Origin of the sequence: Aliidiomarina indica (assembly GCF_015354615.1) — a bacterium.
In the GTDB taxonomy this organism is placed as follows: domain Bacteria; phylum Pseudomonadota; class Gammaproteobacteria; order Enterobacterales; family Alteromonadaceae; genus Aliidiomarina; species Aliidiomarina indica.
The window spans coordinates 205,855-232,265 of record NZ_JACAVQ010000004.1 but is presented as its reverse complement, the minus strand read 5'-3'; the positions used below and the strand labels follow the sequence as shown (position 1 = coordinate 232,265).

The 26,411-nt window shown below is 49.0% G+C and carries 27 protein-coding genes and 1 tRNA gene; 17 read left to right on the top strand and 11 right to left on the bottom strand.

Annotated elements, in window-relative coordinates:
* Positions 1-263 precede the first annotated feature (263 nt).
* Positions 264-752, top strand: coding sequence for an RNA recognition motif domain-containing protein (locus HXZ99_RS08315; protein WP_228517802.1), 489 nt, complete (start codon positions 264-266; stop codon positions 750-752).
* A 93-nt stretch (positions 753-845) separates the two neighbouring features.
* On the opposite strand, the gene HXZ99_RS08310 is transcribed toward HXZ99_RS08315, so the two are convergent.
* Positions 846-2,687, bottom strand: coding sequence for a S8 family serine peptidase (locus HXZ99_RS08310; RefSeq protein ID WP_194756822.1), 1,842 nt, complete (start codon positions 2,685-2,687; stop codon positions 846-848).
* Between the two features lie 271 nt (positions 2,688-2,958).
* On the opposite strand from HXZ99_RS08310, the gene trmA reads away from it, so the two are divergent.
* Positions 2,959-4,059, top strand: coding sequence for a tRNA (uridine(54)-C5)-methyltransferase TrmA (gene trmA, locus HXZ99_RS08305; protein WP_194756821.1), 1,101 nt, complete (start codon positions 2,959-2,961; stop codon positions 4,057-4,059).
* Here trmA and HXZ99_RS08300 read toward each other — a convergent pair.
* The 3 genes from HXZ99_RS08300 to efp form a co-directional block, all read right to left on the bottom strand.
* Positions 4,056-4,499: a MerC domain-containing protein gene (locus HXZ99_RS08300; protein ID WP_194756820.1), complete on the bottom strand. Its 444-nt coding sequence runs from the start codon at positions 4,497-4,499 to the stop codon at positions 4,056-4,058. The two genes, trmA and HXZ99_RS08300, sit on opposite strands and share 4 nt — an antisense overlap.
* Before the next feature lie 89 nt (positions 4,500-4,588).
* Positions 4,589-5,566 carry an elongation factor P--(R)-beta-lysine ligase gene (gene epmA / locus HXZ99_RS08295; RefSeq protein ID WP_194756819.1) on the bottom strand — a complete coding sequence of 326 codons (978 nt, stop codon included), beginning with the start codon at positions 5,564-5,566 and terminating at the stop codon, positions 4,589-4,591.
* A 7-nt stretch (positions 5,567-5,573) separates the two neighbouring features.
* Complete coding sequence (gene efp / locus HXZ99_RS08290) at positions 5,574-6,140, bottom strand: elongation factor P (protein WP_194756818.1); 567 nt, start codon at positions 6,138-6,140, stop codon at positions 5,574-5,576.
* 130 nt (positions 6,141-6,270) lie between these two features.
* On the opposite strand from efp, the gene epmB reads away from it, so the two are divergent.
* Positions 6,271-7,278 carry an EF-P beta-lysylation protein EpmB gene (epmB, locus tag HXZ99_RS08285; protein WP_194756817.1) on the top strand — a complete coding sequence of 336 codons (1,008 nt, stop codon included), beginning with the start codon at positions 6,271-6,273 and terminating at the stop codon, positions 7,276-7,278.
* A gap of 104 nt (positions 7,279-7,382) precedes the next feature.
* Here the strand turns inward: epmB and HXZ99_RS08280 are convergent, their stop codons facing one another.
* The 4 genes from HXZ99_RS08280 to HXZ99_RS08265 all read right to left on the bottom strand — a co-directional run bounded on the left by HXZ99_RS08280 (position 7,383) and on the right by HXZ99_RS08265 (position 10,706).
* A complete protein-coding gene (locus tag HXZ99_RS08280) occupies positions 7,383-7,901 on the bottom strand; it encodes a DUF3016 domain-containing protein (RefSeq protein WP_194756816.1) in 519 nt (172 codons plus the stop codon).
* Positions 7,902-8,063: 162 nt separating this feature from the next.
* Positions 8,064-9,695, bottom strand: a complete 1,632-nt coding sequence (groL, locus tag HXZ99_RS08275; protein WP_194756815.1) for a chaperonin GroEL — start codon at positions 9,693-9,695, stop codon at positions 8,064-8,066.
* Between the two features lie 51 nt (positions 9,696-9,746).
* Positions 9,747-10,037, bottom strand: coding sequence for a co-chaperone GroES (locus HXZ99_RS08270; RefSeq protein ID WP_194756814.1), 291 nt, complete (start codon positions 10,035-10,037; stop codon positions 9,747-9,749).
* Between the two features lie 156 nt (positions 10,038-10,193).
* Positions 10,194-10,706, bottom strand: coding sequence for an FxsA family protein (locus HXZ99_RS08265; RefSeq protein ID WP_194756813.1), 513 nt, complete (start codon positions 10,704-10,706; stop codon positions 10,194-10,196).
* Positions 10,707-10,792: 86 nt separating this feature from the next.
* On the opposite strand from HXZ99_RS08265, the gene cutA reads away from it, so the two are divergent.
* The 12 genes from cutA to purD all read left to right on the top strand — a co-directional run bounded on the left by cutA (position 10,793) and on the right by purD (position 22,822).
* Positions 10,793-11,110, top strand: a complete 318-nt coding sequence (gene cutA, locus HXZ99_RS08260; protein ID WP_194756812.1) for a divalent-cation tolerance protein CutA — start codon at positions 10,793-10,795, stop codon at positions 11,108-11,110.
* Positions 11,111-11,123: 13 nt separating this feature from the next.
* Entirely contained in the window at positions 11,124-12,896 is a 1,773-nt protein-coding gene (locus tag HXZ99_RS08255) for a protein-disulfide reductase DsbD (RefSeq protein ID WP_331458483.1), read from the top strand.
* Between the two features lie 203 nt (positions 12,897-13,099).
* The gene (gene aroQ, locus HXZ99_RS08250; RefSeq protein ID WP_194756811.1) at positions 13,100-13,552 is read left to right on the top strand and encodes a type II 3-dehydroquinate dehydratase; all 453 of its coding nucleotides are present in this window, start codon (positions 13,100-13,102) and stop codon (positions 13,550-13,552) included.
* A 23-nt stretch (positions 13,553-13,575) separates the two neighbouring features.
* Positions 13,576-14,028: an acetyl-CoA carboxylase biotin carboxyl carrier protein gene (accB, locus tag HXZ99_RS08245; protein WP_194756810.1), complete on the top strand. Its 453-nt coding sequence runs from the start codon at positions 13,576-13,578 to the stop codon at positions 14,026-14,028.
* 29 nt (positions 14,029-14,057) lie between these two features.
* On the top strand, positions 14,058-15,401 hold the full coding sequence (accC, locus tag HXZ99_RS08240) for an acetyl-CoA carboxylase biotin carboxylase subunit (RefSeq protein WP_194756809.1): 1,344 nt from the start codon (positions 14,058-14,060) through the stop codon (positions 15,399-15,401).
* Between the two features lie 125 nt (positions 15,402-15,526).
* Positions 15,527-16,408 carry a 50S ribosomal protein L11 methyltransferase gene (prmA, locus tag HXZ99_RS08235; RefSeq protein ID WP_194756808.1) on the top strand — a complete coding sequence of 294 codons (882 nt, stop codon included), beginning with the start codon at positions 15,527-15,529 and terminating at the stop codon, positions 16,406-16,408.
* Positions 16,409-16,563: 155 nt separating this feature from the next.
* A complete protein-coding gene (gene dusB / locus HXZ99_RS08230) occupies positions 16,564-17,547 on the top strand; it encodes a tRNA dihydrouridine synthase DusB (protein ID WP_194756807.1) in 984 nt (327 codons plus the stop codon).
* A 10-nt stretch (positions 17,548-17,557) separates the two neighbouring features.
* Positions 17,558-17,854 carry a DNA-binding transcriptional regulator Fis gene (fis, locus tag HXZ99_RS08225; protein ID WP_194756806.1) on the top strand — a complete coding sequence of 99 codons (297 nt, stop codon included), beginning with the start codon at positions 17,558-17,560 and terminating at the stop codon, positions 17,852-17,854.
* Between the two features lie 165 nt (positions 17,855-18,019).
* A complete protein-coding gene (locus HXZ99_RS08220; protein ID WP_194756805.1) occupies positions 18,020-18,829 on the top strand; it encodes a DsbC family protein in 810 nt (269 codons plus the stop codon).
* Positions 18,830-18,972: 143 nt separating this feature from the next.
* On the top strand, positions 18,973-20,544 hold the full coding sequence (purH, locus tag HXZ99_RS08215; RefSeq protein ID WP_194756804.1) for a bifunctional phosphoribosylaminoimidazolecarboxamide formyltransferase/IMP cyclohydrolase: 1,572 nt from the start codon (positions 18,973-18,975) through the stop codon (positions 20,542-20,544).
* A 133-nt stretch (positions 20,545-20,677) separates the two neighbouring features.
* The gene (locus HXZ99_RS08210; RefSeq protein WP_194756803.1) at positions 20,678-21,520 is read left to right on the top strand and encodes a class I SAM-dependent methyltransferase; all 843 of its coding nucleotides are present in this window, start codon (positions 20,678-20,680) and stop codon (positions 21,518-21,520) included.
* A gap of 9 nt (positions 21,521-21,529) precedes the next feature.
* Entirely contained in the window at positions 21,530-22,822 is a 1,293-nt protein-coding gene (gene purD, locus HXZ99_RS08205; RefSeq protein WP_194756802.1) for a phosphoribosylamine--glycine ligase, read from the top strand.
* A 33-nt stretch (positions 22,823-22,855) separates the two neighbouring features.
* On the opposite strand, the gene maoP is transcribed toward purD, so the two are convergent.
* The 3 genes from maoP to orn form a co-directional block, all read right to left on the bottom strand.
* Entirely contained in the window at positions 22,856-23,224 is a 369-nt protein-coding gene (maoP, locus tag HXZ99_RS08200; RefSeq protein ID WP_194756801.1) for a DUF413 domain-containing protein, read from the bottom strand.
* Positions 23,225-23,573: 349 nt separating this feature from the next.
* Positions 23,574-23,648: transfer RNA gene (locus HXZ99_RS08195), tRNA-Gly, on the bottom strand.
* 76 nt (positions 23,649-23,724) lie between these two features.
* Positions 23,725-24,297, bottom strand: coding sequence for an oligoribonuclease (gene orn, locus HXZ99_RS08190; protein WP_194756800.1), 573 nt, complete (start codon positions 24,295-24,297; stop codon positions 23,725-23,727).
* 148 nt (positions 24,298-24,445) lie between these two features.
* Here orn and rsgA point away from each other — a divergent pair, with 148 nt between their 5' ends.
* Positions 24,446-25,459 (top strand): small ribosomal subunit biogenesis GTPase RsgA, encoded by a 1,014-nt coding sequence (gene rsgA, locus HXZ99_RS08185; RefSeq protein WP_194756799.1) that lies wholly within the window; start codon positions 24,446-24,448, stop codon positions 25,457-25,459.
* 38 nt (positions 25,460-25,497) lie between these two features.
* A complete protein-coding gene (asd, locus tag HXZ99_RS08180) occupies positions 25,498-26,379 on the top strand; it encodes an archaetidylserine decarboxylase (RefSeq protein WP_194756798.1) in 882 nt (293 codons plus the stop codon).
* The last annotated feature ends 32 nt before the right edge of the window (positions 26,380-26,411 follow it).

The window sequence follows — 26,411 nt, the reverse complement described above, 5'->3', positions numbered from 1 at the left end:
ACAAGAAGGCTAAATTCGACTAAGAAAAGGTCTCTTTTTACGAACTTGCCCCACGTCCGGAGACGAGAGGCGCATTTTAGGCATTTTTCTGTAAGGGTCAAGCGCAATTTTGCCCTTTTTAGACTGTTCGCTCAGGAATTGAGCAACGGTTGTTTTGCCGGATGCTTGGATAACCGCTAAGATGAGGGGGCACGGTCGTCTTGTTTTTGTCACCGTTTCCTAATTGGCTCTTTATTTTCACTTAATGCGAAAGGATTTTTATTATGAATCGCGCTTTTTCAGGCTTTCAGGTTGTTATTGCTGCAGTTATCGCAGTTGTTTTTACTATTATCGCGCAATTGTTTCTCGAAGCACCCGACACAAAAATGGTTTCATTGCTCGCGCTTGGTACGTTTCTAGGTGGTGTGCTTACCCCCTTTGTTAGCTTTTATCTAAAGCAGAAAAAAGACACCACAGCGTCTAACCCGCCTAGCAAACGCTCGCGCAAAGGCACCGATAGTCGCACGCTGTACGTAGGCAACCTTCCATTTAAGGTGACCGAAGAAGAAGTTGAGGGTGTGTTTGGTCGCTATGGCGAAGTTTACGAAGTTCGCTTAGTAAAAGACCGTCGCACAGGTCGTAAGAAAGGATATGGTTTTGTTGAAATGGAAGTAACGGGTGCCGACTTAGCGTTAGCAAAGTTGAACGACAAAGATTTTGAAGGTCGTACATTAAAAGTACGCACCGCCCATGCTGACCAAAGTGAAGAGTAACCTAGTTTAGGTTTCATTTGGTGTTAGACGCAAAAAGGAAGAGGCCAGCATAGTGCTGGCCTCTTTTTTACAACTATTACTTACCGGTTGGGGTTAGTAAGAAACAGTCACATCATCGGAACAGGTTTGCGTTCCAGCCTCACACACTTTGTAAGTCAACGTACCGCCACCACGAATATTGGTGACATCGGTATATGAACCCGTGTTAGATATTGTCGCTACTGAAGAACCGTTGCGGAAGATATCAACACTTGAAGCGTCAGTACCTGACCAAGTAAGGTCGGCACGAACACGGCCTTGTACTTTATAAGTCGTAGCGCTTAGCGTGATTGACGCACCGTCATCACCGCCACCAGTATCACCGCCGTCGTCTCCACCACCGGTATCACCGCCGTCATCGCCACCACCAGTGTCGCCACCAGCACAGCCATTGGCAGTCAGGTAGTCGTATGCAGCTTTCGCTTTCACGATACCGTGTCCATAGTAGTTATCACGACCCGCTGCACCGCGATCTTCAGCCGTTGCATTCAACGCTGCACGGATTTCGTCATTCGTACACTCCGTGAAGTGACTCCAGACTAATGCAGCAACACCAGCAACATGAGGTGATGCCATCGACGTGCCGTTGAAGCTCGCCCAATCACTTGCACCCACTGAAACTGAAGCAGAAGAACCAACACCGCCTAGCGCAGCTTGACCATCAGCCTGGCTAATTCCAACAGCAGGGATGTTTACAGACACACCACCTAAAGTACCGTTAAGAGGACCTGACTCATTGTTGTAGACAACTGCAGCTACACCACCGCCGTTTTGACACGCCAACACTTTATCCGCGAAGCTGATTTGGCCACGTTCCATCAAGCAGACGTTGCCTTGCGCACCCTGGCAAGTAGACGTACCCAGTCCGCAATCGATAAGCGAACCATTGCCTTCACCTTCAGGCGAACCGTCCATTGCGATAGCACTATAAGTCGCACCACCTGCGCTGAATAAAGACAGTTGCCCCATACCACGAGGAACGGTAGACATAACGTCAACGCCCGGGGCGGCAATTTCTACTTCATTATTATATTGCGAGAAAGACGCGTGATTACCATCACGATCGACGGCTGCAACAGAATATACCGCAGGGTATGACGCAGGATATGAGTGACGGTTGTTACCACCGTTACCGGCAGCTGCCACACTCAATACACCATCATCGTTCAGACGTTGAAACGCGTTGCGCTCAGTGGTGCTTGAGAACGAACCGCCTAAACTCATATTGATGACTTGAGAACCGTAGTTCGCACACTGATCAGCTGCGGCAATTAGGTTTGATGAATACGCCCAACCACTTTCACTGAATACTTTTACAACGTGAATGTTAAGTTGACCATTTGGTACAACACCGACAACGCCTAAGCCGTTGGCAAGCGCGGCAATAGTACCAGTTACATGAGTACCGTGACCGTTCTCATCCGTAAACCAGTTACCCGTTCCACTATCAAAGACACCATCAACACCTGAAGTTTGCAGATCTGGGTGGCCTAAGTCGTAGCCCGAGTCGATAACGCATACTTTGCGATTTCCCGCCAGTGCTGCGCTTACTTGATCCGCCTGCACCATAATAATTCCGTATGGCAGGTTCGGTTCGAATTCTGTGCTGTACAATTCACGCTTTACATCTTCTTCGATGTAAAGAACGTTAGGATTGCGTTCGAGGCCACGCAATGCTTGGGCTGGAACCTTGATTGCCATCGCATTATCGCTTGATAGATCAACGACAGTGCGACCACCGGCTCGCTCTACAGCCTGTTGAACCGCTGCTTTCGCACCCGGCTGGAATGCAACAATGACGCGTTCTTCATCGTTAGCAATAACGGTTGGTGCAGCCAGCAGTGAAGCGACTGCAGCGGCGATAGCGCCGCGTGTAAAATGTTTAGCCTTTGACATAGATAAATTACCTTGTTGTCCTGAATATTATTTTTATCCTTCCGAACGAAGTGCCCTAAAGCTCCTTGTAACCACTTAGCTTTGTAAAGCAGTACAACTCTGTTCAAGTTGTTATTATTTTGTGAACAGCGTTTAGGGATTCCTATTAGTAACTGAACCATCGGTACAAAAAAATAGGGGTTTACCCCCTAATTTGGTAAAAGTGCGGAATAAATTAAAAACAGGTAGAATGCGCGACCTACAAAATGTCGAATGAACACAGGTGTTTTTCATGCAAGATAGAATCGAATTAGGTGCGGCTTATCAGGCTCAATTGGCGGAGAAATCGGATCGCCTCACAACCTTGCTCGCTCCGTTTTCGGCACCTGCACTCGAGGTATACCCATCTCCCCCTGAGCATTACCGCATGCGCGCAGAATTTCGCGTGTGGCATGATGGTGACGATCTCTACTATGTGATGTTCAATCCAGACACCAAAGAAAAGTATCGCGTCGACCAGTTTGCCGCAGCAAACCAACTGATCAATACGCTCATGCATGAGGTGTTAGATTACGTTCGTGACAAACCCTTGCTTCGGCGCAAGTTGTTTCAAGTGGATTTTCTCACCACCACAACCAACGAAGCCTTAATCTCACTCCTTTATCATCGCCAATTAGATGACGAGTGGAAAAGTGCTGCTGAGCAAATGCGTACTTTTTTACAGCAGTTTGCAACGGTTGATCTCATTGGTCGCGCTCGCAAACAAAAAGAAACCCTGCAACGGGACTATGTGATAGAAAATCTAACAATCCATGAGCGCAATTATCAGTTTGAGCACATTGAGAATAGCTTCACCCAGCCAAATGCTGCGGTAAATACTCACATGATCGAATGGGCATGTAATGTCGCTAAAAACGCGCCGGGTGATTTGCTCGAGCTCTATTGTGGGAATGGTAACTTCAGCTTGCCGTTAGCCAGTCAGTTTCGTCACGTTCTTGGCACCGAAATAAGTCGCAGTTCTGTGAATTCAGCCAAAAAGAATATTGCCCTGAATGGTATTGAAAATGTGCGTATTGAGCGGCTATCCGCAGAAGAGTGTTCAGCGGCCATGAAAGGCGATGCACTGCCGTCACGATTACAGGATATGGATTTAAGTCGTTATAAATTTTCAACCGTGTTGGTTGATCCGCCACGCGCAGGGCTTGATGACATGACGGTTGCTATGATCGCTGAGTTTCCGGCGATTATTTACGTTTCTTGTAATCCAGAAACGCTGGCCGAGAATTTAGAGGTGTTGAGCAAAACCCACGAGATAACGCATGCGGCCCTATTCGATCAGTTTCCGTTTACTCATCATATTGAAGCAGGTGTGTACTTGCAGAAGAAGGTTTAAACAACACCTTCTTTCGCTTGCTCACTCGGTTCTGCGATATCCTGCTGGATAGCCTCAACCTCCTCACATGCTTTGTTTTTGTTTTTCACGCGACAAAGATGCAAGTTCAGTGAATGGGCGACGACAATAAAAGAGGCGCCCGTTACAATAAGTAAAGGCTCCCACGCACTGCCGAAGGTGTTTTTGCCAAAGTACATCACACCACCGAGTCCCAAAAAGATAAACGGGACCCAACTGCGATGGTGACGCATACCCATGACCACCGCGATACCACCAATCAGTAAACTGATTGCCAAGATGATGCGTTCAAACAACTCAAAGCCAAGAAATGACAAGCCTACCAACGCAAGCGTCGGTAAAATAACGGGAACGAAAATGCAGTGCAGCGCGCAAATAACGGCGACAAAAATTCCTGCTTTATCTAGTGGCTTGTGGTGCATGAGTAATTGAATACCTTGGGGCCTGCGTAAAACCTAGTTTGTAATAATATAACAAAGCGCGGAAAATTGAAAGACTGCTCATTTAATCGTCAAGCACGTTCGATCGGAAACGTCAGAACTTCATGAATATGTTGCGCCTTTACTTTAAGCATCAGCATGCGATCAAATCCCATCGCAATGCCCGCACAATCAGGCAAGCCCGCTTTAAGGGCGGCTAAAAAATATTGGTCGACCGGTTGCTCTGGTAATCCCCGCAACCGGCGCTCTTGATTGTCTGACTCAAACCGTTGCTGTTGTTGTTTGGGATCGGTTAACTCCCAAAAGCCATTGGCTAGTTCCAAACCTTGATAAAACAACTCAAACCGATGCGATACGCGCGGATCGTCTTTGTTTAAACGCGCCAGCGCTGCTTGATTGGCGGGAAAGTGAGTCACAAAACACGGACGTTCGCGCCCAATAGTTGGTTCCACATAGACACTCATGGCCAGTTGTAGCACGGTCTCGGCAGAATCCGTCTCGTCAACCGCGCCATCGTAACCATCGGCTACCAAACGCTGCCGCAGCGCAGCCACACCTTCATCGCTGAGTGGATCAATGTTTAGCGTGCGGATAAAGGCTTCTTGATAAGTCAGGTACTCGGCGGCGGGGCAGTTAAGTAGTGACCTTACCAGAGCTTCCGACTCTGCCATGAGTTCACGGTCTGAGAAGCCAGGACGATACCATTCAAGCATGGTGAATTCAGGGTTGTGGCGCGAGCTGATTTCATCATCACGTACCACTTTGCTGATTTGATAAATCGAGCCGCTTCCGGCGGCAAGCAACCGCTTCATGGCGTACTCTGGCGAGGTTTGCAGATAGAAGGTTGTCGGTGCAGGCATCCCTGGCCCTCGCAATTGGGTCGTCGCATTGTGCAAGTGCACATCGGTTACCCCCGCTTGCGCGAGCAGCGGTGTTTCTACTTCGAGTACATCACGTTCTGCAAAAAAAGTGCGAATATGCCTTAACATATCCGCACGTTGTTTCAGTACGTCCCACGATGCCGTAGGCCGCCATGTCCCGCTATTCATAAATCGCTTATTTTACTCGCGACACATATTCGCCAGAACGGGTATCCACTTTAATTACTTCGCCAATTTGCACGAATAATGGAACACGTACAACCGCTCCGGTACTTAATGTCGCTGGCTTACCACCGGTTCCGGCAGTATCACCTTTCAAACCAGGATCCGTTTCCGTAATCTCAAGTTCAACAAAATTAGGTGGTGCCACGTTGATAGGCTTACCGTTCCAAAGGGTTAACGTACAAACGTCTTGTTCTACTAACCACTTTTTACTATCGCTTACTGCCGCTTCATCAGCCGCAATTTGCTCAAAGGTTTCATTGTTCATGAAGTGCCAGAACTCGCCATCTTCGTAAAGATAAGCCAGTTCGATATCCACAACATCTGCACCTTCAACACTGTCACCAGATTTGAAAGTCTTCTCGACCACCTTACCTGACAGCAATTTACGGATACGTACACGGCTAAAAGCCTGACCTTTCCCCGGCTTAACCATTTCGTTCTCAAGAATCACGCACGGCTCGCCGTCCTGCATGATTTTTAAGCCCTGCTTGAATTCATTTGTACTGTAATTGGCCATGCGCCCCTCGTGCCTTCACTAACGAATTTGAAAAACGGCCTAATAATAAACCAAAGCGAATTGTATTTCAGGTAAAATAGTTCACTCAAGTAGCGAACACACTATTTATTGGGAACACGGCAACGCACCCATGGCAGATCACGCATTAAATATTCAGCTGCAAACAAGCTGGCAACGAGAGCTTGCGCAGGCATTTACGTCGCCCTCAGAATTGGCGGCGTTTCTCGGTCTGCCCGCTGCATGGGTTGCAGAGCATGAGTCTGCGCGCTCACTCTTTCAAATGCGTGTTCCTAAGCCATTCGCAGCATTAATGGAGCCGGGTAACACCCAAGACCCATTATTGCTCCAAGTATTGCCCCACGCTGCCGAGTTCGAGCAAACACCAGGATACACAGCAGACCCATTAGAGGAAAAAAGCGCCAGCCAAATCCCAGGGCTTCTGCACAAATATCAAAGCCGGGTGCTCGTAATTTTTCGTGGTGGTTGCGCGGTGAATTGCCGCTATTGTTTTCGCCGTCACTTCCCGTATCAAGAACATCATATTAATCAGCGCGACTTAGAGGCCATGTGCGACTACATTGCCCAGCACCCTGAAGTGAATGAAGTTATCCTCAGTGGTGGCGATCCCTTGATGGCTAGCGATGAACACGTGATCAAAGCGCTGAAACGCTTTAGCACACTTTCCCAGATTCAGCGGGTGCGAATTCACACTCGCCTTCCGGTGGTGATTCCACAACGATTAACACGGGAGCTCGGGGAAGCACTCAGCGCGCTTCCAGTCCCCGTGATTATGGTTTTACATATCAACCATGCTCACGAAGTGTCTTCCGCGTTGCAGGATGGCGTTCAACAATGGCGAGCACGCGGCATCCATTTTTTAAATCAAAGTGTGTTACTGCGTGGCGTGAATGATAGTGTTCCCGAGCAAATACAATTACAAGAAACTGTTTTCAATGCCGGTATTCTGCCTTACTACTTACACCAGCTAGATCGGGTTGAAGGTGCGGCTCATTTTGCCGTTGACGATTCAAAAGCGCTTGAGCTCCATCAACACCTGTTAGCGCAACTGCCTGGATTCTTGGTTCCTAGCCTTGTTCGTGAGCATGCGGGCGCTACCAGTAAAACACCCTTGCGATAAATAGAATACCGGCTGAATCACCCGCATAAAAAAACCACCGCTATCTCAGGGCGGTGGTTTTAATTCAGCACGATAAATCACGCGATTTGGTATCGGCCTTTTGCCTATTCACCATTCGATTTGAATGTGTTTTTGAACCACCGATCAAGCATCGCAGCTTCATACTCAATCAGCTCAACGCCACGGCGACGTTGCTGAGATTCCAAGCGCCCTTGACCCGGCAGTTCTCGGCCACGAATATGCTCCTCACCCGACTGGATTTCATTGCCTTCCGCATCAACCAGCGAATAAGACAGTTTCATTTCTGGATAATAACCCGGACGAATAACACGCATTTGCCGCGGTTGACCCTGCAAATCACGCATTTCAATAAGTCCGGCGAGTACCACATCCGTTACCGTAATTGATAACGTTTGATCATCCGGCAGTTCAGCCGCTAACGCCGCAAATTTGTCCTCAAAGGCAGCGAATAATTGCTCTTGAAAACGTCCTTGATGCATATCAGACGCTTGAATATCGCGATACTTGTTGGGCTCTTCCCAAGTAACTTTCACGTCTGCAGCCTGAAGCCCCATAGAAACAAACATCGTGCTAGTGATCAAAGCGATCCACAATGCTTTCATAAAACCCTCCTCAATAGGTGACTTACTCCACTTAAGATATAGTCAATACGCGAGACGACCACAAGTGGATGCGCCGCTAAACTTCGTAAAGAATTGTCAAAGAAAAAGGGGCGGTACCCAAGCACCGCCCCTTTCTTGTCACTAGCAGATGGCCGAATCGGCTTACATCATGCCGCCCATGCCCATGTCACCGCCAGGCATGGCTGGTGCGTCTTCCTTTGGAAGCTCAGCCACCATCGCCTCAGTGGTGATCATTAAGCCTGCGATTGAGCCAGCAAACTGTAATGCAGAGCGGGTTACTTTGGTCGGATCCAAAATACCCATCTCCAGCATGTCGCCGTAGGTATCATTACCCGCGTTGTAACCGTAGTTACCTTCGCCAGCTTTCACGTTATTGGCCACTACAGAGCCTTCAGCACCCGCGTTCGCTGCGATTTGACGCAGAGGTGATTCCATTGCGCGTAATGCCAAACGGATACCCACGTTCTGATCTTCGTTATCGCCCGTCAGCTCCGCCAACTTGCTTGCCGCGCGTACAAGCGCAACACCGCCACCAGGCACAACACCTTCTTCAACCGCTGCGCGCGTGGCATGTAAGGCGTCTTCAACGCGATCTTTCTTCTCTTTCATTTCTACTTCAGTCGCTGCGCCTACTTTAATTACAGCCACACCGCCTGCAAGCTTCGCTAAACGCTCTTGCAGTTTTTCACGGTCGTAGTCAGACGATGTTTCTTCGATTTGTTGACGAATTTGCGTCACGCGGCCTTCAATTGCTTTTTCATCGCCGGCACCATCAACGATAGTGGTGCTGTCTTTGTTGATGACGACACGTTTTGCACTACCGAGCTCTTGCAAGGTGGCTTTTTCTAGCTCCATGCCGATTTCTTCAGAAATAACAGTACCGCCTGTCAGTGCTGCGATATCTTGCAACATCGCTTTACGACGGTCGCCGAATCCTGGCGCTTTCACTGCCGCGACTTTCACGATGCCACGCATGTTGTTCACAACCAGCGTTGCTAACGCTTCGCCTTCAACATCTTCAGCAATCAGTAACAACGGCTTGCCAGACTTCGCTGTGCCTTCGAGTACCGGTAACAATTCACGGATGTTGCTGATCTTCTTATCAACCAACAGAATCAGTGGATTGTCTAATTCAACAGAGCCTGACTCTTGATTGTTGATGAAGTAAGGAGACAGGTAACCGCGATCAAATTGCATACCCTCAACAACGTCGAGCTCATCTTGCAGACCCTGACCTTCTTCAACGGTAATCACGCCCTCTTTACCCACTTTATCCATGGCTTTGGCGATGATTTCACCGATGGTGCTATCCGAGTTTGCAGAAATTGTACCTACTTGAGCGATAGCTTTGCCGTCTGCGCATGGTTGAGAAATTTTCTTCAACTCTTCAACTGCCGCAATAACAGCCTTGTCGATACCGCGCTTAAGATCCATTGGATTCATACCAGCGGCAACTGCTTTTAAACCTTCGGTCACGATAGACTGGGCCAACACAGTCGCTGTCGTGGTGCCGTCACCCGCTTCGTCGTTCGCTTTTGAAGCAACTTCTTTCACCATCTGCGCGCCCATGTTCTCGAACTTATCTTCTAGTTCGATTTCCTTAGCAACGCTCACACCATCTTTGGTGATTGTTGGCGCGCCGAATGACTTCTCAAGCACAACATTACGGCCTTTCGGGCCCAAGGTTACTTTTACCGCGTCTGCTAAAACGTTCACGCCTTTTAGCATCTTCTGACGCGCACTGTTGCCAAATTTCACTTCTTTAGCTGCCATCTTTCTAATTCCTTCTCTCTAAAAACGTTGTTCAATTCACTTACGAGACATTTACTCAGCAATCGCCAAAATGTCGGATTCGCTCATGATTAAATATTCTTCACCGTCAATTTTCTCAGTCTTCACACTGTAGCCTTCACTGAACAGCACAACGTCGCCAACCTTCACATCCAATGGCTTCACATCGCCATTGTCGAGAATGCGACCGTTACCTACGGCAACCACCTCACCGCGCGTTGATTTTTCTGCAGCAGAACCAGTTAGTACGATACCGCCCGGCGATTTGCTCTCAGATTCAGCGCGTTTAACAATCACACGATCATGTAATGGACGAAGTTTCATTCGAGTTACTCCTACTCAATGATAGTTTGTTTGGGTTTTGATGAGGTGAGCCTATGCGAGCTCCCCTCGGTTTAAAATCGTTACGTGCATCATTGCACTTGGGTGTTGTGAAAATGGGGGCAGCCGAAAAGATTACAAGGGGCTACCCGCAAAAAATTACTTATCCTGACGATCATCCCGATCGATCCGGTCACGCTCATTCTCTTCATCTTTATATTCGCCTTCAAAGGTACGGCCCCCACGTGGTTCTTCACCCGGGCCACGCGGCCCTGAGCGAAATGAGCCATGCATGGAGTGATGCCCTTGCACCGTATGCACTTGCATGCGCTGCATTAACTTGCGAGCGAAGGCTTGGCGAAATCCAGGCAACAGAAACACTAACGCCACAATATCGGTTAGAAAACCTGGCGTAACGAACATAACGCCCGCCATAAAGATGATCATGCCTTCAGCCAACTGCTGTCCCGGCATCTCGCCCATGGCCATTCGCTGCTGGGCTTGTGACCAGGCACGCAATCCTTGGCTTTTCACCAAAGAAGCACCCACGACAGCCGTGACAATGAGCAACAGGATAGTATTTAAACCACCAATTACTTGCCCCACTTGTATCAACACGAATATCTCAACGAGGGGCACAACAATAAATAAAAACAAAATTACGGGGAACATAAGTCACCTTGTCTTGGTTATCTGCCATACATGGGGCATCATACCTCTGATTTCAAGTACTCTCATACGAAGAATTGGAGGTTCAAATGACCCTCATGGTGTTTTGTACCGTACCATCTACCGATACTGCACGCGATTTAGCGCAGCGCTTGGTGAAAGAAAAATTGGTGGCCTGTGTGAACATTCAGTCGGGAATTGAGTCCGTATACGAATGGGAAGGAGAGGTAGAGCATAGTAGTGAAGCTTTGCTCATATTGAAAACGACTGATGCGCGCTATCCGGAACTTGAACAGAAGCTGCAAGCATGGCACCCCTATGACACGCCAGAAATTCTAGCGATTCCCGTTACGAAAGGCTTGCCGAGTTATATACAATGGGTTGCTGACGTTACAGCCCGTACATGAGGTAATAAACACTGTGGGTATACGAAGTAGTAAACGATATAGCCGTTGGTTTCACTGGCTTGTCATCTTCTTTTTCGTCAACGCTGTCGCGCAAGCGCAACCGTCGTTTTTCTCTAATGCAGAGGGCGAATTCCTGCCTGTGCATCAGGCTTTTCCATTTTCCTACACCCAAGACGGCGACCGCTTATATTTAAACTTCGAAATTACCGAGGGTTACTACCTTTATCAACATCGCTTTGGGTTAACGCCAGAAACCTTAGTGAATGAGCTGCATCCATTACCCGAAGGCATCGCCCATAACGATGAGTTCTTTGGCGACTCCATTATTTACCGTGATTTCGTCACGCTCACCGTTGACCTCGCCCAAGCACAAACCGGTGATGTACTAACGGTTCGCTTCCAAGGCTGTGCGGACGCAGGACTTTGTTATGCCCCAGCCACCGTGGATGTGTTTCTTGATGGGACGCTCGGCGCAGGCCCAAGTGGGAGTTATCAACTGGAAGACTTTTCCAGTACCTCGCCTGTCCCTGCAACCGGCGTATTTAGCCTGTTGCAACCCGATCGTATCTGGCTCACCGCCGGAATCTTTCTGTTACTGGGTTTAGGCCTTGCTTTTACTCCCTGTGTGTTCCCCATGTATCCGATTATATCTGGGATCATTATTAACCAGCAGCAAGGGGGCCGCACCTTAAGTATTCGCCGCGGTTTCTGGCTGTCATTTGTGTATGTTCAGGGTATGGCCATTACCTACACACTACTTGGCATTCTCGTCGCGTTAGCAGGTATGCAATATCAAGCCTATTTGCAGCATCCGGTTCTCCTTGGAATACTGGCAGCACTGTTCCTGCTTTTTGCTCTGGCGATGTTTGGTGCCATTCGCATAGATATGCCCAGTGGACTCAAGCAAAAGCTCACTGAACTGAGTTCAAAACAGAAAGGTGGCGTTTACCCCAGTGTATTTATGATGGGGGTATTATCCGGTTTAATTGCATCCCCCTGTACCACAGCGCCGTTATCTGGGGCCCTACTTTTCATTGCCCAATCCGGTGATGTCGTTGTTGGTGGTTTTGTGCTTTACGCGCTGAGTCTGGGTATGGGTATCCCGCTGATTCTCATTGGCATGTCCGGGGGCAAACTGTTGCCGAAGAGTGGGCAGTGGATGAATACAGTGAAGATTCTGTTTGGCATTTTAATGCTCGCTGTTGCCATTTTCTTAATCGAAAGACTGCTTCATTACTCGGTTGCGGGCTGGATCTGGATTGCATTTTTCATCGGTAGTGCGGGGATTCTACTACGTGAGCTCTGGCAGCAGTTTGGCGCCACCGGCCGAGCCGTGAGTGTGGTTGTGCTGGTTGCTTTAGCCGGCTCGGGCGTGAAATGGCAATTGCCTTATGTGGATGGCTCCTTTGCTGAGCGTAAGTTGCAGTTCACCATGGTAAGCGATTTAGACACCTTGCATGACCAAGTGATCGAAGCCAATGAACAAGGCCAATGGGTGATGCTCGATCTGTATGCCGATTGGTGTGTCGCGTGTCTTGAGCTAGAACGCTACACCTTCGCTGATCCTGAGGTGCAAGCAACCTTGCAGCAGTTCCGCGTTCTACAAGCGGACGTTACCTCGATTAGCGCTGCCAATACCGAGTTGCTCAGTCATTACCAAGTATTGGGCTTGCCCACTGTGCTGTTCTTCAACACTGACGGCGATGAAATGACGCAATGGCGGGTGACTGGCTTTGTTAACGCAGAGCAGTTCAATACCCATTTACGCGCCATGATGAGCGAGTAACGAGCACATGTCTCTTTTTGGGGTGAGCAAAACAAGGCCGCCACCTCAGAAGAGATAAACATTGTGCCGAATTTCGCTGATAAGACCAGTATTTTGCTGCTAAAACGAAATTATTATTTATAATGACCCGAACCTTGTTGAAAGTTTCGGGTCATTTTTATTGTATGACGGAATTTTTCAATTTCGCAGCAGATAGCGACACGATGACAGATAAAAAACATATTTTTGTGGTGAACGGCCCTAATCTAAACTTGCTCGGCACACGGGAGCCAGAAGTTTACGGAACCACCACGTTGAGTGACATCGAATCAACGCTGCGCACGGAAGCCAGCCAACTCGGACTCTCGGTAAGTTTTATCCAGAGTAACGCCGAGCATGAATTAATTGATGCGATTCATCAGGTTCGTGGTCAAGCCGATTTCATCATTATCAATCCCGCAGCGTTTACGCACACCAGTGTGGCGCTACGCGACGCCCTGCTTGGGACCGGCATTCCATTTATTGAGGTACACCTCTCCAATGTGCATGCGCGAGAACCATTCCGACGTCACTCCTATTTCTCCGACTGTGCTAAAGCCGTGATCTGCGGATTAGGCGCACAAGGATACAGCTTTGCATTGGCTGCGGCGGCAACGCAGCTTTCGAATTCTAAATAAACTAGTGAAAGGTTATTCAGCTAATGGATATTCGTAAAATTAAGAAACTGATCGAATTGCTCGAAGAGTCTGGCATCTCTGAGTTAGAAATCACCGAAGGCGAAGAGTCGGTGCGCATCAGCCGCCACTCGGCAGCCCCTGCATATCCGCAAATGGCGCACATGCAGATGCCTGCACCGCAAGCAGCTCCTGCTGCAGCTGCTCCGGCACCGGCTGCAGAGCCAAAAGCGGAAGAGATCTCTGGTCACATTGTAAAATCACCGATGGTGGGTACGTACTATGAGTCTCCAGCACCAGGCGCCAAGGCATTTATCACTGTAGGTCAGCGCGTTAATGTCGGCGATACGTTATGCATCGTCGAAGCCATGAAGATGATGAATCACATTGAAGCTGATGTTTCCGGTGTCGTGAAGCAGATTCTGGTAGATAACGAAGCACCCGTAGAGTTCGATCAGCCATTATTCGTGATCGAGTAAGCCACGCGTACGCAAAAAAGGCACTTGTTATGCTAGATAAAGTAGTGATTGCGAACCGGGGCGAGATTGCACTGCGTATTTTGCGCGCTTGTAAAGAGCTGGGCATTAAAACGGTAGCAATCCATTCCACGGTCGATAAAAATTTAAAACACGTGCTGTTGGCAGACGAGTCCATTTGTATTGGACCTCCTTCAGCAACTGAAAGCTATTTGAACATTCCGCGCATTATTAGTGCTGCGGAAGTCACAGACGCAGCTGCGATTCATCCAGGCTACGGCTTTCTGGCCGAAAATGCGGATTTCGCCGAGCAAGTTGAAAACTCGGGATTTATCTTTGTTGGCCCAACACCTGATGTGATCCGCATCATGGGCGATAAAGTTTCTGCAATTGAAGCGATGAAGAAAGCAGGGGTACCTTGCGTACCTGGCTCCGGCGGTCCTCTCGATGATGATGACGAGAAGAACAAGAAAGTTGCTAAGCGCATCGGTTACCCTGTCATTATTAAAGCTGCAGGTGGCGGTGGTGGTCGTGGGATGCGTGTGGTTCGTGAAGAAAAAGATCTTCTCAAATCCATTCAGGCAACTCAAAGCGAAGCCCGCTCTGCCTTCGGAAATCCCGTTGTGTATATGGAGAAGTTCTTAGAGAACCCTCGCCATATCGAAATTCAGGTGCTGGCTGATGGTCAAGGTAATGCGATTCATTTAGGTGAACGTGATTGCTCAATGCAGCGTCGCCACCAAAAAGTTGTGGAAGAGGCGCCAGCGCCAGGCATCACCAACGAAATGCGTAAGAGCATCGGTGAGCGCTGTGCCCGTGCCTGTGTCGAGATTGGCTATCGCGGTGCCGGTACCTTCGAGTTCTTGTATGAGAATGGTGAGTTCTATTTCATCGAAATGAATACACGGATACAAGTTGAGCATCCGGTGACAGAGATGGTGACAGGGATCGATTTGGTGAAGGAGCAGCTGCGTATTGCTGCGGGCCGTCCACTGTCGATCAGCCAAGAAGACATCATTGTGCGTGGTCATGCTATTGAATGTCGTATCAATGCGGAAGATCCGAAGAATTTCATTCCTTCTCCGGGAACCATCAATCGTTTCCATTCACCCGGTGGTATGGGCGTGCGGTGGGATTCGCATATCTACACAGAGTATCGCGTTCCGCCTAACTACGACTCAATGATTGGTAAGCTAATCACCTATGGTGAAAACCGTGATGTGGCTATTGCACGCATGCGCAATGCCTTAAACGAGCTGATCATCGAAGGCATTAAAACGAATGTTCCGCTGCAAAAAGATATTATGGCAGACGAGAACTTCCAGCACGGTGGTACGAATATCCACTACTTGGAGAAAAAGCTCGGGATGAGCTAAATCCGATTGTGCTAAACTAGGCGGCGTAATCGGGTTCCGCCAACGCAATAAAGCTCAGGTTCCTCCTGAGCTTTTTTATTGGCGCCCATGACCAATTTAGATGCATCATTCACAACGAGATTCTCATGGCTTGGATACAACTGACACTTACCACGAAAGAAGATTACGGACGGCAACTTGGCGATATTCTAATGGCCAATGGCGCACAAGCCGTTACCTATCGCGATGCCAAAGACGCCCCTATCTTCGAGCCAGGTCCCGGCGAAGTTCCCCTTTGGGAGCTCACCCAAGTGACCGGACTGTTCCCTGCCGAAACTAACATGACCCCGGTGGTGAGCAATCTAGCGAAAGTGAGTTTCCTGCAAAAACCACTTCGTTATAAAACCGATCAGCTAGAAGATAAAGATTGGGAACGTGAATGGATGGATAACTTTAAGCCAATGGATTTTGGCAATGGTTTATGGATTGTTCCTTCATGGCATCAGCCGCCCCATGCAGACGCGACCAACATTCTGCTCGATCCGGGCATGGCATTTGGCACCGGAACACACCCCACAACGTCCATGTGCCTGCGTTGGGTTGCGCAAACCGATATGCAAGATAAAACCGTCGTTGATTTCGGCTGCGGCTCAGGGATTCTCGGCATCGCCGCACTGAAGCGGGGCGCCCGCCATTGTGTGGGCACTGATATCGATCAGCAAGCCATTCTTGCAACCCACGAAAATGCTGCCTTAAATGGCGTTGCCGAAAAGTTTGATGCATTTTTACCTGAATTTGCACCGAGCGAGCCTGTGGATATTGTCATTGCCAATATTCTCGCCGGCCCTTTGCAGGAACTCGCACCAACCCTTTTGAACTACCTCAAACCGGGTGGTCAGTTGGCGCTATCAGGGATACTTGCGAGGCAAGCGGACGATGTCATGGCAGCCTATGCCCCAGACGTCGAATTTGCCCCAGTACAATATGTGGATGAGTGGTGCTTCCTGCATGGAACACGACAAAAGTAACATCTCTTTAACAGGCGTCCGCAAGAGAGTCTTTCGGACGCTAAAGTCAAGTGTAAAAATTGCAATTTTATTCAAATTTGGTCACTTTCTAGCCTTTTCTTTCCGCGGTAAATTCCCTAAAATTCTCGTCCCTTTCGCTGAACAGAAAATAACCGATGCGGATAGGTTCCTATCAACTGACAAACAATGTGCTACTCGCACCTATGGCTGGAGTGACTGACCTGCCATTTCGTCGGTTGTGTATGCAGCTAGGTGCAGGGATGGCGGTATCCGAGATGCTCTCGAGTAATCCGGAAGTATGGGATACCGACAAATCACGTGCACGTATGGTGCATTCGATGGAACCCGGTATTCGTGCGGTCCAAATTGCCGGCTCTGATCCGGAACTGATGGCGCGAGCAGCTCAGCACAACGTGCGTGAAGGTGCTCAAATCATTGATATCAATATGGGCTGTCCGGCAAAGAAAGTGAATAAAAAATTAGCAGGCTCTGCATTGTTGCAAGATCCTGAACTAGTACAACGCATTATTCACGCGGTTGTACGAGCAGTTGATGTGCCCGTTACATTAAAGATTCGTACCGGATGGGATCCGGAGAATCGCAACGGCGTATTAATTGCGAAAATTGCAGAGCAGGAAGGGATTCAATCGCTCGCAGTTCATGGACGCACCCGTAGCTGCATGTATAAAGGTCATGCAGAGTACGACACCATTAAGGCGATTAAACAGGCTATATCCATTCCTGTAGTCGCAAATGGCGACATCACAACACCTCAGCAAGCTCGCGATGTACTTTTGTACACAGAAGCTGATGCGGTCATGGTGGGCCGGGGAGCCCAAGGGAATCCTTGGATTTTTCGGGAAATAGTGCATTTTTTGAAAACCGGTTCGGAACATACACCGCCCACGGGTCAAGAAATCACAGAGGTAATGCGCACACATTTAAATGCGTTGCACGACTTTTACGGCGAACAACGTGGTCTACGCATTGCCCGAAAGCATATCGGTTGGTACTTGCAGGGTAATCTGGCGGATAAGCCCGGTGCAGCAGATTTCAAACGTCAATTTAATGCGTTAGAAAGTGCACCCGCCCAATTGCAGGCACTTGAAGAATATTTTGTTAACTTAGACGAGAAATAAGAGCGCTATTATGTTTGACCAAAACGGAAATCGTGAAGCAGTATCGACACCTTTGACTACCATTGGCCAGAATTCAAATCCGAAACCATTACGCAATTCGGTAAAGCAGGCGCTGAATAACTTTCTAAAGCAATTGGATGGTCAAGATCCAGAAGAGCTTTATGAGTTAGTTCTCGCAGAAGTTGAAGCGCCATTACTCGAAGAAGTAATGACATACACCCGTGGTAACCAGACTCGGGCAGCGACTATGCTTGGTATTAACCGCGGTACTCTACGTAAGAAACTGAAAAAGTACGGCATGAACTAAGCGTTCACTCCGCAAACTAATGCAAAAAAGCGCTGTCTTAACAAAACAGCGCTTTTTTATTGCCGTAACTGTCACATACGCATTTCAAAGCGCATGGCTTTGCGCTCTTAACTTACTTCGGGTAGAGTGAGTTTTCTTTTTTCTTGCTGTAACGGATGTCACCTGATGACTAAACTATTGATCCCTATATTCGCCATCCTTCTCGCGCTTGGTATTTTCCTCAGTTCCAGTAATGGTAATGATGTTGCCGAAATAGACACCGATAACCACAGTGCCCTTGTCAGCAGCATTCGTGAAGGCAATCCGCGCTTTGCCAATGCCAGTATTGTTGTACATCGAAATCTCGGAGAGTTTGGGTTTAATAATCTTTATGAAATAAATTTAGGTGGCCAAAACATGGTTGTCAGTCGTGACGGCCAGTTTGCATTTGTGGGTGATTTTTTCGACCTCACCAGCATTACTAATTTAAGCCAAGAGTATCGTGCACAACGCATGGCCGAGATTGCCTCGACGGAAATTCCAAACCTATCCCAAGATATGTTAGTGACGTATCCAGCAAGCACTGGCGTTGATGCGGTAGGCTCTATCTACGTGTTTACCGACCCCACCTGTGGCTATTGCCGTCGTTTGCATGAAGAAATTGATATGTACACGAGTGCAGGTGTGAGTGTTCACTATCTACCTTATCCCCGTACAGGCTTGCAAGGCGGTCGTGACTTCGACCAATTAACGACTATCTACTGCGCCGACGATCAACGTGCCGCTATGGATGATTTTAAAGCGGGCACCCAGGGTAATACCTACGACAGCGTTGCAAAAACGGCAGCCTGCCAGAATATTATTCGGGAAGGCTATCAATTAGGCCAGCGCATCGGTGTTACCGGTACCCCCTTTATCGTTCTCTCCACTGGTACCGTGATTAACGGTTATCAACCTGCGCAACAAATCATTCAGCGACTACGACAAGAGGGCTAACTCGCGTCCGTTATTGCGGTCGTGATTGACTTCGCTTCACTCAGGTTTTCGCGTATAATGCACAGCCGCATCCATCATGCGGCTTCTCCTCCTCGGTGTGCCCGTGATGTTCCCTTCACGCTTGCAAATTACGAGAACTGACCATGAGCCAGATTCGTCCTATTCGTCGCGCGCTACTGAGCGTTTCCGATAAAACCGGCATTGTTGAATTCGCCGAAGCCCTGCACGCTCGGGGTGTCGAAATCCTGTCTACCGGTGGCACCGCTAAAATGCTAGAAGAAGCCGGTGTGCCTGTTATTGAAGTGTCTGCACACACGGGTCAACCAGAAATAATGGATGGTCGAGTAAAGACGCTCCACCCGAAAATCCATGGCGGTATTCTTGCACGCCGAGATAAAGATCAAGGGGTCATGGATGAGCACGGTATCGACCCAATCGATTTAGTTGCAGTAAACCTGTATCCATTCGCCGACACAGTCAAAAAGCCCGGTTGCACGCTTGAAGATGCCATAGAGAATATTGATATTGGCGGCCCGACTATGGTGCGCGCAGCGGCTAAAAACCATCGGGATGTTACTATCGTTGTGAATGCGAGTGACTATGACCGTATTCTCGGAGAACTCGCCGACCTTGATGGTGTAACCGACGAAACCCGTTTTGACTTGGCCATTCGCGCTTTCGAACACACTGCCGCCTACGATGGTATGATTGCGAATTACTTTGGTCAGCGCATTCAAGACGTGCAAGCACCAGAACGCTTCCCGCGCACCCTGAACTTCCAATTTCATAAGAAACAAGACCTTCGCTACGGCGAGAACGCGCATCAACAGGCTGCTTTTTATATCGATCCAAGCCATCAGGAGCCTTCGGTAGCGAGTTCTACGCAGCTACAGGGGAAAGAGTTATCCTTTAATAATATCGCTGATACGGATGCTGCTCTCGAGTGTGTGAAAACATTTGAAGAGCCTGCTTGTGTCATCGTGAAGCATGCGAATCCGTGTGGCGTAGCAGTCGGAAGTAACATTCTAGATGCTTATGAGCGCGCGTTTAAAACCGATCCTACTTCCGCATTCGGTGGCATTATCGCGTTTAACCAGCCGCTTGATGAAAATACTGCGCATGCCATTATTAACCGCCAATTCGTTGAAGTGATTATTGCACCCGGTGCCAGCAAAAAGGCACAAAGTATCGTCGCAGCGAAGAAAAACGTGCGCTTGCTCATCACCGAGGCCTTCACCAAACGTCAGGCCCAGCTTGATTTTAAACGAGTTCAAGGTGGCTTGCTTGTACAAGATATCGATCATGGCATTGTTGCCGATGCGGATTTAAAAGTAGTCACGAAAATTGCACCAAGCGAGCAACAATTAAGTGATTTACGCTTTGCTTGGAAAGTGGCCAAGTACGTTAAATCCAATGCCATCGTATACGCTAAAGATGGCATGACCATTGGCGTTGGCGCAGGCCAAATGAGCCGAGTGTATAGTGCCAAAATCGCCGGAATCAAAGCCGCTGATGAGGGATTAGAAGTGCCCGGCTCGGTGATGGCTTCTGACGCCTTCTTTCCGTTCCGCGATGGCATCGACGCCGCAGCAGCAGCGGGAATTAAGGCTATTATCCAGCCTGGCGGTTCAATTCGAGATGAGGAAATTATAGCGGCCGCCGATGAGCATGGTATTGCCATGGTATTCACCGGCATGCGCCATTTCCGCCACTAAACCCAAAACAGAGCCGGAACGTATTGTCACTGATGCGCGCAGGGATTCACCAGGTATCCGAATCCCTGCTACGCTTAATAGCACGTGTTTTTATCACACATACGCACGACAACAACGTATGCAAGGAGCGACTATGAACATCCAAGCTAAATACCTGCTCGGCAGTGTGGCAGCAGTTTGTGCTCTCACACTAAGCAGCCATGCCTTCGCCCATAACCACGGCGGAAATCAGGCACTCAAAGAAGCCATTGCCGGTGAGCACCGCACACCCGCTTTTGTTGAACGCGATTCCTTTCGCAACCCTTATGAAACCTTGAGTTTTTTCGAGGTGAAGCCAGACATGACTGTGGTTGAAATTTGGCCCGGTGGTGGTTGGTACACAGAGATTCTTGCCCCGTATCTGCACGAAGAAGGCACGCTGTATGCAGCCCATTTCTCACCGGAGCATCCACGCGAAATGTATCGTAACTCGCGCACCCGCTTCGAAGAGAAGATGGCAAGCGATAGCGTATACGAGAACGTGGTGATCACATCATTTGCACCGGGCGAAGCCCATGATATTGCGCCCGCTGGCACAGCCGACCGCGTACTTACCTTCCGCAACCTGCACAACTGGTTTATGCAAGGCCAAGAAGAAGGTATCACCGCAGCTTTTACGGCGTTTTATGACGCATTAAAGCCCGGTGGCATTCTGGGCATCGTTGACCATCGTTTACCGGAAGATAAAGAAGACGATGCGATGCGCTCCTCTGGTTATATGAAGGAAAGCTGGGCCCGCGCATTTGCTGAAGCAGCAGGATTTGAATACATCGGCAGTAGCGATGTAAATGCAAACCCAGAGGATACTGCTGACCACGAAGGCGGTGTATGGGCATTGCCACCTACATTGCGTCACGGTGATTCAGACCGAGAGCATTATCAACGTATTGGGGAAAGTGATCGCTTTACCCTGAAATTTAGAAAACCTGAAGCGTAGGAAAAAAGCATGAAGGTACTGGTGATTGGTGGGGGTGGTCGTGAGCACGCCCTTGCTTGGAAAGCGGCGCAGTCGAGCCGCGTGGAACATGTATTCGTTGCCCCAGGGAACGCAGGTACGGCTAATGAGCCCCATATTTCCAATGTGGACATTGCCGCCGATGATATTGATCGCTTACTCGCGTTTGCGCAAAAAGAGCGTATAGAACTCACTATCGTGGGTCCTGAAGCTCCCCTTGTGTTGGGCGTGGTGAATACATTCCAAGCACATGGATTAGCAATTTTCGGCCCCACCAAAGGAGCCGCCCAGTTAGAAGGGTCAAAGGCGTTCTGTAAAGATTTCCTTGCCCGTCACCAGATCCCAACAGCAGCCTATCAAAACTTTAGTGAGATCGCGCCCGCCAAAGCTTTTGTGCGCGAACACGCGTTACCTATTGTTATTAAGGCCGACGGCCTCGCCGCAGGTAAAGGTGTGATCATCGCCGAAACGCTAGAGCAGGCGGACGCAGCAATCGACGATATGCTTGCGGGCAACAAGTTTGGTGATGCCGGTAGCCGTGTTGTTATCGAAGAGTTTTTGGTAGGTGAAGAAGCGAGCTTTATCGCCATGGTTGATGGCGATACGATTCTGCCATTTGCCTCTAGCCAAGATCACAAAGCGCGTGATAACGGTGATAAAGGTCCCAATACCGGTGGCATGGGCGCTTACTCCCCTGCTCCTGTGGTTACCCAAGCAGTCAACGATTGGGTGATGGAGCATGTGATGCGTCCAACCGTAGAGGGCATGAAAGCTGAAGGGAACACCTATGTGGGGTTTCTATACGCCGGCTTAATGATTGCACCCGACGGTTCTGCCAAGGTATTAGAATACAACTGCCGTTTTGGCGATCCGGAAACGCAGCCGATTATGATGCGATTACAATCCGACCTAGTTGAGTTGTGTTTAGATGCGTTAGCAGCACGATTAGGGTCTACGCCCATTGAGTTTGATCCACGCGCTGCAGTGGGTGTCGTAATGGCCGCGGGTGGTTATCCAGATAGCTATCGCAAGGGTGATGTGATTGAAGGCATCCCAGCGCCGACTCAACACGGCAAAACCTTCCACGCAGGCACCAGCCTAAAAGACGGTAAGACGGTGACATCGGGTGGGCGAGTGCTTTGCTGTACCGCATTAGCTGACTCGGTAACCGCAGCACAAAAAGCTGCCTATGAATTGGTAAAACAAATTCACTGGAACGACGCTTATTTCCGCACCGATATCGGCCATCGCGCTATATCTCGCGAACAAAGCAACTCTCACTAACAAAAATGGCTCCCGAGGGAGCCATTTTTTTAATTAGTCTTCAACAACCAGATCGTCGTCTGCGGTAGTTGAATCAAAATCAGATTCATCGTCGACCACTTTTGAACGACCATACATGCTGCCTACTTTCGGCCGGTTGATACGGGCTTGGTATTTACTCCACGCTTTCTCTACCGGAGTTTCTGGCGCCTTCTCGCCTTTCGCTACCGCCAACAAAGATTTATCTTCCTTTGTTTCTGGTGCAAAATCACCATTCAACATGGCTGTTATTAAGCAACCATAGTGAAGCAACGCATCACTTTCACGAATCGAGAAATCACCAGAGCGGGCGAATCCATAAGGATAATTCCGAAAATCGTTAAACGGTTTCCGAAGCAACGTTTCTCTATTTGCAGTCGCCATATCATTTCCACCATTCAGACAACCATCCTAAACGACAGCGAACTGTCGCGTTCAGGACACGATATAGAGGTCTTGTTTGGTTTTGTCAATCTTTTTCGAAATTATTCGGTGATGGCCTGAACAATCGAGATGTAATCTCGTTTCATCGCGGACAAAAACAATAAAGCCACCCGAAGGTGGCTTTATCATCAAATTTGGAGCGGGACTCTAAGCGCAGGATGCGCGTGAGCGCGACCGCAGGGAGCCCGCAGGGTTCAGGCCATGGATGGCCTGAACAATCGAGATGTAATCTCGTTTCATCGCGGACAAAAACAATAAAGCCACCCGAAGGTGGCTTTATCATCAAATTTGGAGCGGGAAACGAGATTCGAACTCGCGACCCCAACCTTGGCAAGGTTGTGCTCTACCACTGAGCTATTCCCGCATCTTTTGTCGCACCGCTATTGCGTCAGTGCGGAGCGCATTTTACTGAATTCGGGGGCCAATGCAACCCCCTTTCTTTAAGATTTTTTCTGTTCGTCGAAAAAATGTTCGCGGTAGTATCTTAATTCTTCAATCGACTCAAGGATATCGGCCAGCGCTTCATGCTTATTATGCTTAGCAAAGCCCGGGAGAATCTCTGGTTTCCAGCGCTTCGCAAGTTCCTTTACGGTACTGACATCAAGATTACGATAATGAAAGAATGCCTCAAGGGTTGGCATGTAGCGCGCTAAAAATCGGCGGTCTTGGCATATACTGTTGCCACACATCGGTGACTTCCCTGGCGCAACATGTTGTTGTAAAAACTCGATGGTTGCGGCTTCCGCCTCGGCTTCGCGCAACTTGCTTTGCTGAACCCTTGCAACGAGCCCTGAGCCCGTGTGAGTCCGCGTGTTCCAATCATCCATCGCCGCCATTCGCGCATCACTCTGATGCACTGCAAGTACTGGGCCTTCGGCTATAACGTTCAATTGGTCGTCGGTCACTATGGTCGCAATTTCAATAATCACATCTTCTTCTGGGCTTAATCCCGTCATTTCCAGATCGATCCAAATCAAACGCCCAGTGTTTTCAGTTGATGCTGCGTCACTCATCCGTTTCTCCTTCCCTCTTGAGCTGTCATGCTAACACGGAATTAAGCCGTTCGGCATTGAAAAACATGCTATTACCGACGCTTTATGTAACTCATCAACAAATATTTTGCTACCATAAGCACAGCGTTTTTTAAAGTTGGAATAGGCATTGGCAAAACGGTCGAAACTCACCAAAGGGCAACTCAGGCGTGTGCGTGCAAATCAAGAGAAGCGCCTCGCGAAACGCCACATGAAGCAAGAAACTGAATGGCTTGATGAGCAGCTCGGACAGCTTGAACATGGTCGCGTGGTAAGCCGCTTTGGTCAACATGCGGATATCCTCACCGCCGAAGGCGATATTTTGCGTTGTAATATACGTCGTACGGTAAGTTCATTGGTCACTGGCGATATCGTTGCATGGCGCCGCGCAGCGAGCTCTGAACAAGGCTTACAGGGTGTGATTGAAGCTGTAGAAGAACGCACATCGGTACTCTGCCGCCCCGATCAGTATGATGGTATTAAACCTATCGCGGCGAACGTAGATCAGATTTTTATTGTGTCGTCTTCCCAGCCTGCCTTTTCTGACCAAATTATCGATCGCTATTTAGTGGCCTGCGAGGATGCAGGTATTGATGCCATTATCGTGATGAATAAAATCGACCTGATTACCCCTGAAGAGTCCGATTTTATTGAATCTCGCCTAAGCGTCTATGAGTCCATCGGATACCCCGTAATTCGTGTCAGTGCGCAAACAGAGGAAGGGATTGAAACGTTACGCGCGCAATTCCCTGATCATATTTCAGTCTTAGTAGGGCAATCCGGTGTGGGTAAATCATCGTTGATTAAAGCACTATTGCCCGAAGTTGATCTGGCCATTGGCGCCATCTCCGATAATTCTGGGTTGGGCCAACATACGACAACCGTTGCCCGTTGGTATGCTCTAGAGCAAGGAGGCGCATTATTGGATTCCCCCGGAATTCGTGAATTCGGCCTGTGGCACATCGATCCTGAGCGCGTTGCATACTGCTTTAAAGATATGCGCTCGTTTTTGGGCGCTTGTAAATTTCGCGATTGCAAACATGGCAGTGACCCAGGCTGCGCAATGCAATTAGCAGTTGCAGAAGGCGCGCTCGACGCCAAGCGTCTTGAGAATTATCATCGTATTGTCAAAGAACATGCGTAAATGTTTATTAGAATTAACATTCGTTGAGAGGTAGTTCAGTGTCCGCTTTAGATCGATTCAAGATTATCGCCCAGTACATCATGCCCAAGCATTTGTTGTCCCGTGCTATGGGCAAATTTGCCAGTGCGCGCGCAGGTTGGCTGACGCGGGCGTTTACCCGTTGGTTTATTAACAAATACAACGTGGATATGAACGAGGCGCAGCAAGAAGATTACCGAGCTTATCCTACATTTAATGAGTTTTTTACACGTCCGCTTAAGCCCGAAGTACGTCCGTTACAATCTAAAGCAGGCGAGCTTGCCCACCCGGTAGACGGAACGGTCAGCCAGCTAGGTCCGATTCACGGCGATAGCATTGTGCAAGCGAAGAACCACAACTATTCCACTCGGGCGCTGCTCGGTGGTGACGATGCACTAGCCGCTGAATTTGAGAATGGTCAATTTGCGACAATTTACCTCGCCCCGCGCGATTACCATCGTATCCACATGCCCCTCGACGGCACATTGCGGCAAATGATTTACGTGCCCGGCGATTTATTTTCGGTCAATCCTCTTACTGCGGCTAACGTCCCTAACTTATTTGCGCGTAATGAGCGCGTTGTTGCCGTTTTCGATAGCGAACACGGACCTTTTACCATGGTGCTAGTGGGCGCCACTATCGTTGCCAGTATCGAAACTGTTTGGGCCGGAACCGTCACGCCTCCGACAGGCCCGCGTGTACATACGTGGGATTACCCCGCGGAAGGCCTGAACGCGATTCATCTGCGCCAAGGCGAAGAGATGGGTCGTTTTAAGCTAGGTTCTACGGTGGTGCTTACCTTCCCTGAAGGGATGATGGAATTCTCAGACAATCTATCTGCTGGCACCATTACCCGAATGGGAACCGTCATGGGGACGCTTAGCAGAAAAAACACTGACTAGACCGTTCCAGAGGTCAATCGTAGGGAAGGAGC

Coding starts and splice junctions, on each gene's coding strand:
- HXZ99_RS08315 (WP_228517802.1), top strand. CDS start 264: ATGAATCGCGCTTTTTCAGGCTTTCAGGTTGTTATTGCTGCAGTTATC.
- HXZ99_RS08310 (WP_194756822.1), bottom strand. CDS start 2,687: ATGTCAAAGGCTAAACATTTTACACGCGGCGCTATCGCCGCTGCAGTC.
- trmA (WP_194756821.1), top strand. CDS start 2,959: ATGCAAGATAGAATCGAATTAGGTGCGGCTTATCAGGCTCAATTGGCG.
- HXZ99_RS08300 (WP_194756820.1), bottom strand. CDS start 4,499: ATGCACCACAAGCCACTAGATAAAGCAGGAATTTTTGTCGCCGTTATT.
- epmA (WP_194756819.1), bottom strand. CDS start 5,566: ATGAATAGCGGGACATGGCGGCCTACGGCATCGTGGGACGTACTGAAA.
- efp (WP_194756818.1), bottom strand. CDS start 6,140: ATGGCCAATTACAGTACAAATGAATTCAAGCAGGGCTTAAAAATCATG.
- epmB (WP_194756817.1), top strand. CDS start 6,271: ATGGCAGATCACGCATTAAATATTCAGCTGCAAACAAGCTGGCAACGA.
- HXZ99_RS08280 (WP_194756816.1), bottom strand. CDS start 7,901: ATGAAAGCATTGTGGATCGCTTTGATCACTAGCACGATGTTTGTTTCT.
- groL (WP_194756815.1), bottom strand. CDS start 9,695: ATGGCAGCTAAAGAAGTGAAATTTGGCAACAGTGCGCGTCAGAAGATG.
- HXZ99_RS08270 (WP_194756814.1), bottom strand. CDS start 10,037: ATGAAACTTCGTCCATTACATGATCGTGTGATTGTTAAACGCGCTGAA.
- HXZ99_RS08265 (WP_194756813.1), bottom strand. CDS start 10,706: ATGTTCCCCGTAATTTTGTTTTTATTTATTGTTGTGCCCCTCGTTGAG.
- cutA (WP_194756812.1), top strand. CDS start 10,793: ATGACCCTCATGGTGTTTTGTACCGTACCATCTACCGATACTGCACGC.
- aroQ (WP_194756811.1), top strand. CDS start 13,100: ATGACAGATAAAAAACATATTTTTGTGGTGAACGGCCCTAATCTAAAC.
- accB (WP_194756810.1), top strand. CDS start 13,576: ATGGATATTCGTAAAATTAAGAAACTGATCGAATTGCTCGAAGAGTCT.
- accC (WP_194756809.1), top strand. CDS start 14,058: ATGCTAGATAAAGTAGTGATTGCGAACCGGGGCGAGATTGCACTGCGT.
- prmA (WP_194756808.1), top strand. CDS start 15,527: ATGGCTTGGATACAACTGACACTTACCACGAAAGAAGATTACGGACGG.
- dusB (WP_194756807.1), top strand. CDS start 16,564: ATGCGGATAGGTTCCTATCAACTGACAAACAATGTGCTACTCGCACCT.
- fis (WP_194756806.1), top strand. CDS start 17,558: ATGTTTGACCAAAACGGAAATCGTGAAGCAGTATCGACACCTTTGACT.
- HXZ99_RS08220 (WP_194756805.1), top strand. CDS start 18,020: ATGACTAAACTATTGATCCCTATATTCGCCATCCTTCTCGCGCTTGGT.
- purH (WP_194756804.1), top strand. CDS start 18,973: ATGAGCCAGATTCGTCCTATTCGTCGCGCGCTACTGAGCGTTTCCGAT.
- HXZ99_RS08210 (WP_194756803.1), top strand. CDS start 20,678: ATGAACATCCAAGCTAAATACCTGCTCGGCAGTGTGGCAGCAGTTTGT.
- purD (WP_194756802.1), top strand. CDS start 21,530: ATGAAGGTACTGGTGATTGGTGGGGGTGGTCGTGAGCACGCCCTTGCT.
- maoP (WP_194756801.1), bottom strand. CDS start 23,224: ATGGCGACTGCAAATAGAGAAACGTTGCTTCGGAAACCGTTTAACGAT.
- orn (WP_194756800.1), bottom strand. CDS start 24,297: ATGAGTGACGCAGCATCAACTGAAAACACTGGGCGTTTGATTTGGATC.